We start from the raw sequence: 13,876 nt of genomic DNA, 5'->3' as shown, positions 1-13,876 counted from the left end.
CATCAACCGAAATTGAATCACAAGGTCGTGCCGTAGCATAATGGCGGTGGCCGAAGGGCAGGGAGGACCACCGCAGACATGGCGCAACCGGAAAACGCGGAACAGCGCAGGCGTTCTCTCAGGCCGCTGAGGCGGGTCTTCCCTTACATCGGCAGCTATCGCGGCCTCGTTCTGGGCGCCATGGTCTCCCTGATTCTGGCCGCTGTGACGACGCTGGCGCTGCCGCTGGCGGTGCGGCGCATGATCGACCACGGCTTTTCCCACGCCGACACCACTTTGGTGTCCAACTATTTCACCATGCTTCTGGCCATGGCTGCAATGCTCGCGCTTGCCTCCGCCGGGCGCTATTATTTCGTCATCACGCTGGGCGAGCGAGTGGTTTCGGACCTGCGCCGCGACGTGTTTTCGCATCTGACGACGCTGTCGCCCTCCTTCTTCGACCGGGTGCAGTCCGGCGAGATCGTCTCGCGGCTGGCCGCCGACACCACGCAGATCAAGTCGGCCGTCGGTGCCACGGCGTCGGTGGCGCTGCGCAACATCATTCTGGGGTTCGGGGCGCTTGCCATGATGGTGGTGACGAGCCCCAAGCTGTCCGGTCTCGTCATCGCCGCCATTCCGCTGGTGATCGTGCCGCTGGTTGCCTTCGGCCGCTCCGTGCGCGGGCGCTCGCGCGCCGCGCAGGACATGCTGGCTGCCGCCAATGCCTATGCCGGCGAGCAGATCGGCGCGGTGCGCACGCTGCAATCCTTCACCAATGAAGGGCTGGTCACGTCCCGCTTCCGCGCGGCGGTGGAGGCCGCCTTCAACGCCGCCCGCGCCTCCATACTGGCGCGCGCCATGCTCACCTTCGTGGCGATCTTCATCATCTTCGCGTCCGTGGTGGCGGTGCTGTGGTTCGGCTCGCGCGATGTGCTGACCGGTGCGATGACACCCGGCACGCTCGGCCAATTCCTGCTCTATTCGGTGTTCGCCGCCGGCGCGCTGGGCGCGCTGTCGGAGGTCTGGGGCGAGCTTTCTCAAGCCGCGGGCGCTGCCGAGCGGCTGACCGAGCTTCTGGAGGAGGAGCCGGGCATCAAGGCCCCGGCCCATCCAAAGTCGTTGCCGGTTCCAGCACGCGGTGAAATCGCCTTCGAACATGTTTCCTTCGCCTATCCGGCCAGCCCCAATCGCTCTGCGCTGCACGATCTCAGCTTCGCCGTGCGTCCGGGCGAGACGGTGGCGATCGTCGGCCCTTCGGGTGCCGGCAAGAGCACGGTGTTCTCGCTGATCCAGCGTTTTTATGATGTCGCCGGCGGCGCGATCGCGGTCGACGGGATCGATGTGCGCGAAGCGGACCCGCAGGCGCTGCGCGCGCGCATGGCCATCGTGCCGCAGGAGGTGACGATCTTCGCCGCCAGCGTGCGCGACAACATCGCCTTCGGGCGGCCCGATGCCACCGACGCCGAGATCGAGGCTGCGGCACGGGCGGCGCAGGCGGAGGAATTCATCCTCAGGCTGGAGCGCGGCTATGATACGCAGGTGGGCGAACGCGGCGTGACGCTGTCCGGCGGCCAGCGCCAGCGCATCGCCATTGCCCGCGCCATCCTGCGCGATGCGCCGATCCTGCTGCTCGACGAGGCGACCTCGGCGCTCGACGCCGCCAGCGAGACGCTGGTGCAGGAGGCGCTGTCGATGCTGATGCGCGCGCGCACCACGCTGGTCATCGCCCACCGTCTGGCCACCGTGCTGGAAGCCGACCGCATCCTCGTCATGGATGAGGGCCGGATCGTGGAGGAAGGCACGCACCGCAGCCTTGTTGCCAAAGGCGGCCTCTATGCCGAGCTTGCCAGTCTCCAGTTCGATGCCGGTGCGGGTATTCTGGAAGGGGCGGCGGAGTAGCGCGGCCGCTTATCCCAGAAGTGCGCGCGCGGTGCGCATGAAAATCCGCGCGCCGATGGCGATCAGCTCGTCGGGAAAATCGTAATCGGGATTGTGCAGGTTCGGGCGGTCGACGCCGGAGCCGAGATAGAGCATCGCCGATTTCGATGTGTGGCCGAAAATGCCGAAATCCTCGGATGCGCGCATCGGCAGCTCAGCCTCGTCATGGGGCACGTTTTCGGCGTCGAGCGCGGCCGCCAGAAGTGCTGCCGCTTCAGGCTCGTTCAGGCTGGCGACGAAGATCTCGTGATAGTCGAAGCTGCATTGCAGCCCTTCTGCCTTTGCCTCCTCGCGCACCATCGCTTCGGCCGCAGCGCACAGGCCCCCCATGCGTGCATCCTGCCTCGTGCGCAGGGTCACGCGGATCTCAGCATGGCCGGGGGCGACGCCGAAGACGGGCTCGCCCATGCGCAGATGGGTGACGGTGGCCATCGAGAAGTCATCGCTGTCGAAGGAGCCGCCGCCGAGTGCTGCCAGCCGTGGCATCAGCCGGCTTACAGCAAGCATCGGCGAAACGCCGCTTTCCGGCATGGAGGAATGGGCGGTCCTGCCTTCCAGCGTGATGCGCAGGCCGCGCGAGGCGCAGTTGACGACGCCCTCGCGCAGGCGGACGTGCCCCAGCGCAGTGCCGGGCAGATTGTGCAGCGAGAAGGCGAAATCGGGCCGGATCAGCGCATAGCGCGGATCGGCCACCACGCCGGCCGCGCCGTCGCCGGTTTCCTCGGCGGGCTGGAACATCAGCACCACGCGGCCGCTTGCCGGCCGTTGCCGTCCGAAGAGGCGGCCAAGGGCTGCGAGGATCGCCATATGGCCGTCATGGCCGCACATATGGCCCTTGCCCTCGATGGTCGAGCGATGCGGAATGTCCGAAATCTCGGCGATGGGCAGGGCATCCAGTTCGGCGCGGAAGAGAAGTGTGAGGCCGGGTTTTCCGCTGTCATAGACGAGGGCGACGCCATGGCCGCCCAGTCCGGTCAGCATCTCGTCGGCGCCCGTGTCGGCCAGAAAGGCGACCACGCGCTCAGCCGTCTCCTTCTCCTCGTTGGAGATTTCGGGGAAGCGGTGCAGCTCGCGGCGGAAGCCCACGAGGTCTTCGATGTCCTGATTGGTAAGGTCCATTAAGGCTCTCCCTGGCCGCCATAGCGCTTTTGCAGATGGGCGATGAAGTGGCGCGCGTCGAGCTTTTCGCCGGTGGCGCGCTGCATCAGGTCCGGCGTCGACCAGCGCGACCCCTGCGCCCAGATGCGGGTGCGGCGCCATTCGTTGACAGCCGAGAAATCACCTTTGGCGATGGCCTCATCCGTGTCCGGGTGTTCGCGCACAAGGGCTGCCCATTGCTGCGCCGCCATCATCGCGCCCAGCGTGTAGGAGGGGAAATAGCCGAAGGCGCCGCCCGGCCAGTGAACGTCCTGCATCGGTCCGTCGCCCGGATTGTCGATGGTGGAAAGACCAAGATAATCGCGCATGCGCGCATCCCATGCCTGCGGAATGTCGGCGACGTCGAGTTTGCCGGAAATCAGCTCCTGCTCCAGCTCGTAGCGCAGGATGACATGCAGCGGATATGTCACCTCGTCGGCATCGACGCGGATCAGCCCGCGCCCGACCTGATGGACGTGAGGCAGGATGTCGTCCAGCGACCAGCTTTCGCCGAGATGGCTGTCCACCACCGGCAGCGCCCAGCGCCAGAAGGCGGGGTTGCGGCCGATCTGCTTTTCCACGAACAGGCTCTGGCTTTCATGGATGGCCATGCCGCGCGCCTTGCCGAGCGGCCAGTGCGACCAGTCGCGCGGCAGGTTCTGCTCGTAGAGCGCATGGCCGGTCTCGTGCAATATGCCCATCAGCGCCGACAGGAACTCGGTGGTGCGGTAGCGCGTGGTGATGCGCACGTCGCTCGGCACGCCGCCGCAGAACGGGTGGTGCGAGACCGACAGGCTGCCGCGCGTCAGGTCGAAGCCGACCGCCTCCATCATGGCGAGGCCGAGCGCCCGCTGCTTCTCGATCGCATAGGTGCCGGAAAGCGGCTTGAGAGGACGCTTTGCAAGCCGTCCGGCCTGCACATCGAGTGCCTGTGGCACGAAATCCTTCAGGAACGCCTTGAGGTCGGTGAAGACCGGGGTGATGTCGGCGGCGCGGTTGCCGGGATCATATTGCTCCATCAGCGCATCATAGGGGGAAAGGCCCAGCACCTCGGCGCGCATGGCGGCTTCCTCGCGCGCCAGCGCGACGACTCCCTCAAGTGCCGGCTGGAAGCTCGCCCAGTCGCCTTTTGCACGCAGGTCGCGCCACAATTGCTCGCAGCGCAGGCGCGCCGCTGTCTGGCGCTCGACGAATTCGGCCGGCAGGCAGGTGAGGTTGGTGTGGTGGCGCCTGAATTCGCGTAGCGCCGCCGTCTGGTCCTCGTTCAGCGCCTCGGTTTCGGCAGCGGCGATCCAGTCGCCGATTTCGGGTGCGGTCGCCTGTCGGTGATACAGGCCTGAAAGGGTAGCCATGGCCTCGGCGCGCTTTTCGCCGCCGCCCACGGCCATGTGCGTGGCCTCGTCGGCGCCCAGTATGGCCAGCGCATGTTCGAGCGCTTCGAGCCGGCGGCAAAGATCATCGAGCTTCTGAAACGACATTCTGCAGTCCTGATTCTGTAACGAAGGGCAGGGGACAGGAATGCGGCGCGGCTGGCAAGAGGGGACGACATGCGGGCCGTTATGGGCGCTTGCGAATCAGATAAGTGTATGCTTATGTGATGGCATGAACGAGAACGAGATATTCCGCGCGCTGGCCGATCCTACCCGCCGCGCCATCTTCGAGAAGCTGGCGGGCGGCAGCATGAACGCCAGCGCGCTGCGCGAAGGCATGGCGATCAGCCAGCCGGCGATGTCGCAACATCTCGGCGTGCTGCGTGGCGCCCGGCTGGTGCGCGAGGAGCGGCAGGGGCGCTTCGTCAACTATGAGGTCGATCCCGAAGGGTTGATGGCTATGGCGCGCTGGATGGCGAAATACCGCAATTACTGGCCGGCGCGCATCGATGGCCTGCGCGACCTGTTGAAGGATATGGATCAATGAGCGACGCACCGATCGACGAGCAGGATGCCGGCATCGACCAGACTTACGAGCTGGATGCACCGCCGCAAAAGGTCTGGCGGGCGATCAGCCTGTCGCAGTTCCGCGAGCAATGGCTGCCGGGCACGGATCTGGCCGATCCGCAGGCAGAAACCGTCACACCCGGCGCGGAAGTGCGCTACCGCATGCGCGACTCCGCGCCGCCCTTCCTTGAAAGCACGGTGACGTTCCGCATCGCCGCCAATGCGGATGGCGGCACCAGCCTGCGCGTCATCCACCGGCTTGCCGAAGCGCAGCCGGCCAGTCGGACGCAGGCGGCCAACAGCAACGGAATGCCCGTCATGCGCGCCGCCTGACGTTTTCCAGATCGTCTCCCAATCACTGAAAAAATGGAGTTCGCCGATGCGCGAAACGATGCAGCTCGTCCCTATGGTCATAGAGCAGTCGAGCCGCGGAGAGCGGTCGTTCGACATCTTCTCGCGCCTGCTGCGGGAACGGATCATCTTCCTTAATGGCGAGGTCAACGATACGGTTTCGGCTCTGGTTTGCGCGCAGATGCTGTTCCTGGAATCGGAGAACCCGAAGAAGCCGATCCATCTCTACATCAATTCGCCGGGCGGCGTGGTGACCAGTGGCCTCGCCATGTACGACACCATGCGCTACATCCGCGCCCCAGTGCACACGCTGTGCATGGGCACGGCCCGCTCCATGGGTTCGTTCCTGCTGATGGCGGGGGCGCCCGGCCATCGCGCGGCGCTGCCCAATGCCAGCCTGCTCGTCCACCAGCCGTCCGGTGGCTTTCAGGGGCAGGCCTCCGACATCTTCATCCATGCCGAGGAAATCCAGCGGACCAAGCGGCGCATGACGCAGCTTTACGCCGACCATTGCGGGCGCAGCTACGCGGAAGTGGAGCAAGCGCTCGACCGCGATCATTTCATGACGGCGGAGGAAGGACTGGAATGGGGCCTGATCGACCATGTCCTGCATGCACGCGATGAGCGCGCGGATCAGGGAGATGGTGGCTGATCCGGGTTGATATCCGGCAGAGCAGCCAACGAGAGGGACAGTTTCCTCACCGCTCTTTCCGGCATACAATCGCTGACATGGAACCCGCCGCTGCAATCGATGCGATCGTCCGGGAGCTGCGGAGCGAGCCGTCGATAAGGGCCTTGTTCCTTGGCGGCAGCTATGGCGCCGGCCTCGAAGACGCCTACAGCGATATCGATTTCGTCATGGTGGCGTCGGACGGCCCTTCGGACGATGTCGCCGCCTTGTGGAAGAAGGCGGTGAGCCGTACTGGAAAGATCGTCCTTTGGTGGGACCGACAGGTCAGGCCATCGCTGGTCAACGCGATCACGCGGGACTGGCTGCGAACCGATGTGGTGATCCTGAAACCGGACCAGATGGCCGGCCATGCAAAGGACAGCCTCAAAGTTCTGTTCGATCATGACGGGATATTCGCGACATTGCCCGAATCGTTGCCACCAACAGGCCCTGATCCGAAACGCGCACGCTACCAGTTCGAGGAGTTCATCCGCATTCTCGGCCTGCTGCCGCTTGCGCTCGGGCGGGAGGAATATCTCAACGGCGTGCTGGGCGTGTTCCTGCTGCGCAACCTGCTCGTCGACCTGATGATCGGGGAGACCGGCGCGCCACACAGGGGCGGGATTCTGCATCTCAACCGGCTGATCACCGGGGAACAGAAGCAAGTGCTGATCTCGTTGCCGCTGCCGGCGCCCGAAAGGCAGGCGCTGATAGACGCGCATCTTCTTTATGCAGAAGCCTATCTGCCACGCGCCCGCAGGCTCGCACGATTGTGGGGCGAGGAATGGCCGGCAGAGTTCGAGGCCGCGACATGGGAGCGTCTTGCCGCAACGCTGGCGATCAGACCGCCCGGCAGCGCTGACTGACCGGCGTCGATCTCATCGCTCGGTCAGCTTCAGTTCTATGCGACGGTTGCGGTCGCGCGCTTCCTGCGTGGCACCTTCGTCGAGCGGCTGGTACTCGCCGAAGCCCGCGGCGACCAGCCGGTTGGCGGGCACGCCGTTCGCGATCAGGAACTTGACCACGGAGATGGCGCGCGAGGCGGAAAGCTCCCAGTTGTCGCGGAAGCGGCCGGTGCCGGAGAGCGGCCGGTCGTCGGTGTGGCCGTCGACGCGCAGCACCCAGTTGATCTCGGGCGGGATCTCCTTCTGCAACTCGATGATGGCATCGGCGAGCTTCTTCATCTCGCCCTGACCTGCCTCGTTGATCTGGTCCGAACCGAGCGGGAACAGCACTTCCGACTGGAACACGAAGCGGTCGCCGACGATGCGGATATTCTCGCGGTCGGCGAGGATCTCGCGCAGGCGGCCGAAGAAATCGGAACGGTAGCGGTTCAGCTCCTGCACGCGCTGGGCGAGCGCCACGTTCAGCCGCCGGCCGAGATCGGCGATCTTGGTGTTGGATTCGCGGTCGCGCGCTTCCGATGCGTCGAGCGCCTGTTCAAGGGCGGCGATCTGGCGGCGCAGGGCTGAAATCTGCTGGTTGAGCAGCTCCACCTGCGACAGCGCGCGCTGGCTGATCTGGCGCTCGCTGTCGAGCTCGCCCTCCAGCTTGTCAGCGCGGGCGGTGGCGGCACTTCCGGCCCCTGTACCGGCGGCCAGTAATTGCTCAAGCCGGCTCTTTTCGGCTTCCGACGCGGACAGCGAAGCCTGCAGGTTGGCCAGCGCATCCTGCGCGTCCTGCGTGTTGCCCTTTTCCAGAGCGAGCAACTGGGTCAGCTCGTTGATCTGCGCGTTGAGGCGGTTGAGGGCCTCGTCCTTGCCGGAAATCTCGCGGCTGAGCAGGAACTGCGCCAGCACGAACACCGAAAGCAGGAACATGATGGCGAGCAGCAGCGTCGACAGCGCATCGACGAAGCCCGGCCAGTAGTCGATATGGCGATAGCTGCGGCGTCCGCGCCCCAGAGCCACCTCACTTCCCTCCCTTCTGGGTATCGAGGGCGGAGGCGATCTTCTCCAGCGTTTCGCGCATGGCGCGCTGCTCGTCGGACTGGGCTTCCACCCAGTCGCGCATGATCTGCTGTTCGGAGCGCATGTTCTTGACCAGCCCGGCAATGCCGTCGGCCAGATTGGCCATGGCGGCTGCCGTGCGCGGGTTGGAGCCGTTGCTTTCCTGCAAAGAGCGCAGCCGCTCCGACAGGGCGCGAAGCTCGTCGGTGGTGCCGGCGCTGCGTCCGTTTTCGGGGCCGGCGAGGTCGGAGGAGAGGTCCGTGACCGAGGACAGCCAGTTTTCCAGCTCGGTGTAGAAACGGTTCTGCGCGCGGCCGGCCTGAAGGTCGAGGAAGCCCAGAACCAGCGAGCCGGAGAGACCGAACAGCGAGGAGGAAAAGGCCGTGCCCATGCCGGACAGCGGCGCGGACAGCCCCTGCTTCAGCGCTTCCAGAACCGAGGCCGAGTCGCCGGTGCCGGGATCGAGCGACTGGATCGTGTCGCTGATCGAACCGATGGTTTCCAGAAGGCCCCAGAAGGTGCCGAGCAGGCCGAGAAACACCAGAAGGCCGACGAGGTAGCGCGAGGTGTCGCGGGTTTCGTCGAGCCGGGTGGCGATCGAATCCAGCATGGTGCGCATGGAGCTGGTGGAAACGGCGATCGCCGACGAGCGGCCAAGCATCGCCTTCATCGGCGCCAGCAGGACGGGGTCGGTGGCTTCCACGCCGGCGCGGAAGGAGTTCACCCACCGAACCTCGCGAAACAGGCGGCCGACCTGCGCGAAAGCGAGCAATATGCCGACGATGAGCACGCCGAGGATCAGGCCGTTCAGGCCGGGATTGGTGGAAAAGGCCGAGTGGATCTGGCGGGACAGAACGATGGCGATGAAGCCGACCAGCCCCAGAAAGATGACCATGGTGAGCAGGAACACCTGCGGGCTGGAAAGCTTGTGGGGATCATAGCTCAGCACATCCGAGCCGCCGCCTATGCCGAACGATCTGAGCAGGGCCATCCGTCTTCCATTTCGTTTCTGCGCGCTGGCGGCAACTCTAGAGCATCGGACCGAAAAGTGGAATCCGGTTTTCGGTTATTCCGATGCTCCATCAATAATTTAGATCGTCCTTTGTGCGTCCGGATGGACGCGCGGCGATCTAATCGGATTTACGGCGAAATTGGAAGCCGCGCCGTCGAGATGAGAGGATTATGCGGCCGTGCCACACTCTCGCCCATCTCCAAATTATGCTGAAGCAGTCGAATCGGTGATGGCGGGAGGGGCTTTCGAGAGAAAAGACACGGATGCGCGCCGCCACTCATGAATCCAGTAAACACATTCCGCAATAGCCATATCGATGCCCTCAGGGGTGCCGGAATACTTCTTGTCGTCTTCGGACATATGATCGAGGGGCCTTCCTCAGGCTCTGAATTGCTGCAGGCGGTCTATATCGGCATCTACAGTTTTCATATGTCGCTTTTCGTTTTTCTGTCCGGCATGTTCGCCCGTGACAGGCTTGAAGGGCGCGACTATCGCAAGATCGTGTGGACACTGATCCTGCCGCTGGCCGTCTTCCAGCTTGTCTATATCGGCGCCAGCCGGCTGACAGGCTGGTATGAATATTCGCTGCTCACGCCTTACTGGCTGCTGTGGTTCATCGCCAGCATGGTCATCTGGCGTCTTGTGCTGCCGCTGTTCGCCTCCCCTGCGGGGCTGCTGGCAGCCGTGGTGGTGGCGGTGGCGGCCGGATATGACGATGGCATCGGCTATACGCTGAGCCTCTCCCGCACGCTCTATTTCCTGCCCTTCTTCGTGCTCGGCCATCTTTATGGCGCGCAGCTCGTCGCTGCCGCGCGGCGGCATCCGGCTGCCTTCGCGCTGATGTTTGTCGGCTGCGTGGGAGCCGTGCTTTTCTGGTGGAAGCTGGGTCTCAATGCCGGTGCGCTCACCGGCAGCCGCGCCTATGCGAGCGGTGCTGCCGATGCCGATTATCCGGCGATCGCGCGTCTTGGCCTGATGGCGCTGGGCGGTGCGGCGGCTGTGGGTTTCGCGGCTCTCGTGCCGGCGCGGGCAGCGATGCTCGGCTGGCTTGGCGAGCGCTCGCTGGCCATCTATCTGCTCCACGGGCTGGTGGTGATGGCGTTCGTGGCTTCCGGCGCGCCGGCATTCATCCCGCAGGTTCTGCTCCTGCCGGTGCTGGCAACGCTGTCGGTGCTGGTGGCGCTGGTGACCGCGCCGGCAGACGGGCCGATGCGGCGGCTGTTCAGTCCGCCGCAGGCCGCATGGAGCCGGATGGTGTCAGCGTGACGAGACGGGCCTTGAAAGCGTTTTGACTAGCGCGCGGTGGATGGTCTCGTTACCGGCGACGACATTGCCGCTGTCGAGCATGTCCTGACCGCCATCCGGTTCGGAGGCGAAGCCGCCCGCCTCGCGCACCAGCAGAAGGCCGGCGGCGATGTCCCATGCCGAAAGGCCGGTTTCCCAATAGCCGTCCATGCGTCCCGCCGCCACATAGGCAAGGTCGAGGGCGGCAGAGCCCATACGGCGCACGCCCGCCACTTCGTTCATGACGTTTCGCAGCTCGACAAGGAAGTTGCCGTGATGGCCGCGGCCGAGATGCGGAATGCCGCAGCCGACCACGGCATCCGAGAGCTTCGTGCGGGCGGCGACGCGCAGCCGGCGGTCGTTCATGAAGGCCCCGCCGCCGCGCTCGGCGGTGTAGAGCTCATCCATGGCCGGGTTGTAGATGACGGCGGCGACCAGCTGGCCCTGACGCTCCAGCGCGATCGAGATGGAGAAGATTGGGATGCCGTGGAGGAAGTTGGTGGTGCCATCGAGCGGATCGACGATCCAGCGGTGCTGGTCGTCGTCACCGGCCACCGCGCCGCGTTCTTCCATCAGGAAGCCGTAGCCGGGGCGGGCCCTGGAAAGCTCGGTGTAGATGATGTCTTCGGCCTTGCGGTCGGCCTGGCTGACATAGTCACCCGGTCCCTTGAGCGAGACCTGCAGGTTCTGCACCTCGCCGAAATCGCGCGAAAGCGAGCGGCCGGCCTTCATGGCAGCCTGAACCATGACGTTTAATATGGCGGAGCGGGCCATGTCTGTGAGGTCTCCGGATCTGTGGAATGGGCGCCGGCAAAGGGGCGTGCGGTTGGCGTTTCCAAGACCACAAATCGCGTTCCGAAGCAAGAGAAAGGCCGTCGCAGCGGGTGCGTCGCCCGCATCAGGGCCGAATGGCGGGCATCAGGGCAGGCGGTTGGCCTTCTGCACCGCTTCCTTCATCTGCTCGTCGGTCAGGCCTTCGAGATAGTCTTCCATCTCGCGGTCGATGAGCCCGGCGCGGCGTGCAACGATGTACCAGCCAGCGGCGAGGATCGGGTCGGGATCGGTGCCGAGGGCGGCGACATAGAGCTTGGCCAGCCGGTTCTGGGCGGCGACATTGCCGCCGCGCGCAGCCACCTGCATCCAGCCAAAACCTTCCTTGTAGTCGCGCTCGCCGCCGCGACCCTCGATCATCCATTGCGCGAGATCGAGCTGGGCGGTGTCGAAATTCTGACGCGCGGCCTTTTCGAGGAAGCTGCGCGCTTTCGCATCGTCATGCGCCTTGCCGCCCACACCGTTGGCATAGGCCTGCGCCAGCGCATATTGGGCATCGGCAAGGCCGGCTTCCGCGGCACGCTCGTAATAGGTCACCGCGCGGGAGAGATCGCCCGGATTTTCCTTGACCAGAAGCTGGGCGAAATTGAACTGGGCAAGCGCATTGCCGGCCTCGGCTGCCGCCTGCATCAGCGCATGGGCCTGCTTTTCATCCTTCGGAACGAAATCGCCGTCGAGCAGCATCAGCGCATACTGGAACTGCGCCTCCGGGATGCCGCGCTCGGCCGCGGCCGCATACCATTTCGCGGCTTCCTTGGCGTTGAGGGGAACGCCCATTCCGCGTGCCAGCAGTTCCGCCACCAGCGTCTGGGCGGCCGGGTCGCCATTCTGCGCCCGGGGTAGGGCGAGGTTGTAGGCGGTCTGGTAGAGGCCCCGCTGATAGGCGCCATAGGCATCATCGGTCAGCTTGCCGAAGCGAGCCGGATCGAGAGCGGGCAAGACGGCCTTGTCGTCGGCAGGTTGCGGCAGTTGGCGGTCGCCTTTGGCTGTTTCATCCACCTTGCTGGTGGTTTCACGGGTGGAAGCGGCGTCGGCCGGCGTCTCGGCCGCATGCGCGGCGACGTGGCCTGCGCAAAAGATCATCACAGCCAGTGCCACCCGCCTTGCCATGGTTCATTCCCCGAAGCGCGGCGCGTTGGCGTCGAGCAATGCGTTGATTTCTGCGACAGCCGCACGCGGATCAGCGCCTTCGGCGAAGATGGCGGCGGACAGCGCCACGAATTCGGCGCCGGTCGCGGCCACTTCCGTCACCGAGGCGATTTCGGAACCGCCCATCACGATGCAGGGAATTTCCACCATCTCCGCCCACCATGCGCCAAGCCCCAGATTGCGCGGATGAGGCACCGGGTCATTGTCATAGCCGAAACGGCCGAAGAACATGTAATCGGGGCCAGCCTCGCCAAGCTCCAGCGCGGCATCGCGCGTCTTGACCCCGCCCGTGCCGACCATCATGCGCTCCTGCAGGCGTTCGATCGTGTCGGCGAGTTCCGCAGGGGCTGCTTCGACATGGACGCCATCCGCCCTGACCCGGTCGGCCACGCGGCTGTCGCCGGCGATGACGGCGGCCGCACCTGCATTCTGCGCGACTGGCACGAGGTCTGCGGCGACGCGCTGAAATGCGGAATCGTCGAGCGTTCCCTGCACGAAGATCACCGATGCCACATCGCCGCCTTCAAGTGCGGCCTGAAGCCGTCCGGCATCGGTGCCGGGCATGGCGATCAGGACAAGACGGCAGCGTTCGGGAGGCGATTGGGTGTTCATGGCGTTTCCGGTTTCGATCTGCCCTATGCAGGGCGAAATTGGTGGCAATGGGGCATAGAGCAAAGCAGCTGTCTTGAACAGGTCGCTGCCTGAGGCAATGCATAGCGAAGACGCTGAAATACAAGCCTGCTATGCCGCTGCGGAAGGGTTTTTCGAGCAGAAATCGGGCCCCGTTAACCGGGCATTAAGCTTTACAGCTGTTTACTATGTGCATCCAGTGATCTGGATTCTTACCGAGTGGTTGGAGCCACTTTGTTTGACGCCTCCCTGTTAACTTCTGAGAGCCGCCTTACCCGCGGCTCTTTTTTTCTTCTCAGGCCAGGGAATGGCCGGTGTGCCGATTTTGGCACGCAGCCTGTTCATATTAACCCTTTATTAAGTATAAGCTTGCCTTGCGAAGCTCTGAAGCGCATTTTCCGGCTCGGAAGCCTTATAGGGTGGCAGTCATGCTGCAGGGGCGAATCGCTTCTGCAGGTGACCAGGGTGCATCATGAATCGATCTTCACAGGAAAGCGGGAACACGATCAGGCTGGCCGAGCGCCGCATTTTCTCGCAATCCTTCCAGCCGCTGTACAATGAAGGCATGGGGCTGGTTGAACAGGCCGCCGAATATCTGGATTCGCGCGGGCGCACCGAGGCGAAGAAGCTGACCCGGCTGGCGGCGACCCTCTATGCGGCCGAATCGATGCGGCTGACGACGCGCCTCATGCAGATCGCCTCCTGGCTGCTGCTTCAGCGCGCCGCCAATTCCGGCGAGATGACGCGCGATCAGGTGGCGGCCGAAAAGGCCAAGGTGCGTCTCGACACCGTCTCGGCGCATGAGGATGCGGAAGGCTGGAGCGAGCTGCCGGTCGAATTCGTCGATCTGGTGCGCCGTTCGCTGCGTCTGCAATCGCTGGTGCGGCGCATGGACGAGGAAGTCTATGGCGATGCGCTGCCGCAGGGTCTTGAGCGCGGCAGCCCGGTGTTCGACCAGATATCGCTGCTCAACACGGCTTTCGCGCGCGGCTGACGCGCTTTTCGTTTC

Annotated in this window: 14 protein-coding genes; 7 read left to right on the top strand and 7 right to left on the bottom strand. The window is 64.7% G+C overall.

Annotated elements, in window-relative coordinates:
• The first annotated feature begins 78 nt into the window (after nt 1-78).
• Nucleotides 79-1,878 carry an ABC transporter transmembrane domain-containing protein gene (locus MIC97_RS10215; protein ID WP_239799922.1) on the top strand — a complete coding sequence of 600 codons (1,800 nt, stop codon included), beginning with the start codon at nt 79-81 and terminating at the stop codon, nt 1,876-1,878.
• Nucleotides 1,879-1,887: 9 nt separating this feature from the next.
• Here the strand turns inward: MIC97_RS10215 and MIC97_RS10210 are convergent, their stop codons facing one another.
• Together MIC97_RS10210 and MIC97_RS10205 are read right to left on the bottom strand one after the other, a co-directional pair.
• The gene (locus MIC97_RS10210; RefSeq protein ID WP_239799921.1) at nt 1,888-3,036 is read right to left on the bottom strand and encodes an amidohydrolase; all 1,149 of its coding nucleotides are present in this window, start codon (nt 3,034-3,036) and stop codon (nt 1,888-1,890) included.
• The gene (locus tag MIC97_RS10205; protein ID WP_239799920.1) at nt 3,036-4,532 is read right to left on the bottom strand and encodes a carboxypeptidase M32; all 1,497 of its coding nucleotides are present in this window, start codon (nt 4,530-4,532) and stop codon (nt 3,036-3,038) included. Before MIC97_RS10205 ends, MIC97_RS10210 begins: the two co-directional genes overlap by 1 nt.
• A 124-nt stretch (nt 4,533-4,656) precedes the next feature.
• On the opposite strand from MIC97_RS10205, the gene MIC97_RS10200 reads away from it, so the two are divergent.
• From MIC97_RS10200 to MIC97_RS10185, 4 genes are all read left to right on the top strand, one after another.
• Nucleotides 4,657-4,971, top strand: a complete 315-nt coding sequence (locus MIC97_RS10200) for a metalloregulator ArsR/SmtB family transcription factor (RefSeq protein WP_239799919.1) — start codon at nt 4,657-4,659, stop codon at nt 4,969-4,971.
• Complete coding sequence (locus MIC97_RS10195) at nt 4,968-5,324, top strand: hypothetical protein (protein ID WP_239799918.1); 357 nt, start codon at nt 4,968-4,970, stop codon at nt 5,322-5,324. The genes MIC97_RS10200 and MIC97_RS10195 overlap by 4 nt, the downstream gene beginning before the upstream one ends.
• 46 nt (nt 5,325-5,370) lie before the next feature.
• Nucleotides 5,371-5,994 carry an ATP-dependent Clp protease proteolytic subunit gene (locus MIC97_RS10190; protein WP_239799917.1) on the top strand — a complete coding sequence of 208 codons (624 nt, stop codon included), beginning with the start codon at nt 5,371-5,373 and terminating at the stop codon, nt 5,992-5,994.
• Between the two features lie 77 nt (nt 5,995-6,071).
• Nucleotides 6,072-6,878: a nucleotidyltransferase domain-containing protein gene (locus tag MIC97_RS10185; RefSeq protein WP_239799916.1), complete on the top strand. Its 807-nt coding sequence runs from the start codon at nt 6,072-6,074 to the stop codon at nt 6,876-6,878.
• A gap of 12 nt (nt 6,879-6,890) precedes the next feature.
• Here MIC97_RS10185 and MIC97_RS10180 read toward each other — a convergent pair whose 3' ends face one another.
• Entirely contained in the window at nt 6,891-7,922 is a 1,032-nt protein-coding gene (locus MIC97_RS10180; RefSeq protein WP_239799915.1) for a peptidoglycan -binding protein, read from the bottom strand.
• 1 nt (nt 7,923) lies between these two features.
• Entirely contained in the window at nt 7,924-8,952 is a 1,029-nt protein-coding gene (locus MIC97_RS10175) for a MotA/TolQ/ExbB proton channel family protein (RefSeq protein ID WP_239799914.1), read from the bottom strand.
• Between the two features lie 300 nt (nt 8,953-9,252).
• Between MIC97_RS10175 and MIC97_RS10170 the strand changes: the two genes are divergently transcribed.
• Nucleotides 9,253-10,239 carry an acyltransferase family protein gene (locus MIC97_RS10170; protein WP_239799913.1) on the top strand — a complete coding sequence of 329 codons (987 nt, stop codon included), beginning with the start codon at nt 9,253-9,255 and terminating at the stop codon, nt 10,237-10,239.
• On the opposite strand, the gene MIC97_RS10165 is transcribed toward MIC97_RS10170, so the two are convergent.
• From MIC97_RS10165 to MIC97_RS10155, 3 genes are all read right to left on the bottom strand, one after another.
• Entirely contained in the window at nt 10,231-11,031 is an 801-nt protein-coding gene (locus MIC97_RS10165) for an inositol monophosphatase family protein (protein ID WP_239799912.1), read from the bottom strand. The two genes, MIC97_RS10170 and MIC97_RS10165, sit on opposite strands and share 9 nt — an antisense overlap.
• Before the next feature lie 144 nt (nt 11,032-11,175).
• Nucleotides 11,176-12,198 (bottom strand): tetratricopeptide repeat protein, encoded by a 1,023-nt coding sequence (locus MIC97_RS10160; RefSeq protein WP_239799911.1) that lies wholly within the window; start codon nt 12,196-12,198, stop codon nt 11,176-11,178.
• 3 nt (nt 12,199-12,201) lie between these two features.
• Nucleotides 12,202-12,849 carry a thiamine phosphate synthase gene (locus MIC97_RS10155; RefSeq protein ID WP_239799910.1) on the bottom strand — a complete coding sequence of 216 codons (648 nt, stop codon included), beginning with the start codon at nt 12,847-12,849 and terminating at the stop codon, nt 12,202-12,204.
• 490 nt (nt 12,850-13,339) lie between these two features.
• On the opposite strand from MIC97_RS10155, the gene MIC97_RS10150 reads away from it, so the two are divergent.
• Nucleotides 13,340-13,861, top strand: a complete 522-nt coding sequence (locus MIC97_RS10150; RefSeq protein ID WP_183825315.1) for a DUF1465 family protein — start codon at nt 13,340-13,342, stop codon at nt 13,859-13,861.
• The last annotated feature ends 15 nt before the right edge of the window (nt 13,862-13,876 follow it).

This window comes from Aquamicrobium sp. NLF2-7 (assembly GCF_022359935.1).
Taxonomy (GTDB): domain Bacteria; phylum Pseudomonadota; class Alphaproteobacteria; order Rhizobiales; family Rhizobiaceae; genus Mesorhizobium; species Mesorhizobium lusatiense.
This window is presented reverse-complemented; position numbering and strand designations above follow the sequence as displayed.